Source organism: Actinomadura sp. BRA 177 (genome assembly GCF_013372625.1).
In the GTDB taxonomy this organism is placed as follows: domain Bacteria; phylum Actinomycetota; class Actinomycetes; order Streptosporangiales; family Streptosporangiaceae; genus Spirillospora.
Genome location: NZ_JABXFD010000625.1, coordinates 1 through 430, shown reverse-complemented (window position 1 = coordinate 430; position 430 = coordinate 1). Strand labels below are relative to the sequence as shown.

1 protein-coding gene is annotated in these 430 nt (G+C 74.0%); it reads right to left on the bottom strand.

Annotated elements, in window-relative coordinates:
* Nucleotides 1–96 precede the first annotated feature (96 nt).
* Entirely contained in the window at nt 97–408 is a 312-nt protein-coding gene (locus HUX53_RS35030; protein WP_309237578.1) for an ATP/GTP-binding protein, read from the bottom strand.
* Nucleotides 409–430: the final 22 nt, after the last annotated feature.

Below are 430 nucleotides of genomic sequence, written 5' to 3'. Positions count from 1 at the left end.
GGGGTCTCTGGGCGCCGTGTGCGCCCCCGGGTGACCCGGGGCGTGTTGCCCCTGCACCGCGCGCGATAAGGGCGACACGCGGCAGGTCAACGGGGGTCAGCCGGCGCGGCGGGGGCTTGCGCCGCCGGCCAGGCGGAGGGCGTGCTCGACGAGCGAGAGCAGGCCCTCTTGCGCGGAGCCCGTGCGGCGGGCGTCGCACAGCAGGCCGGGGACGTGCGGGTCGATGTCCAGGGCCGTCCGGATCTCCGGCGGGTCGTAGCGGTCGGCGTCGTCGAAGCAGTTGACGGCGACGACGAACGGCGTGCCCTTGCGCTCGCAGTACTCGATCGAGGCGAAGCTCGCCAGCAGCCGCCGCGTGTCGGCGAGCACGACGGCCCCGAGCGCGCCGCGCGACAGCTCGTTCCACATGAACCCCGTCTCCTATACACAA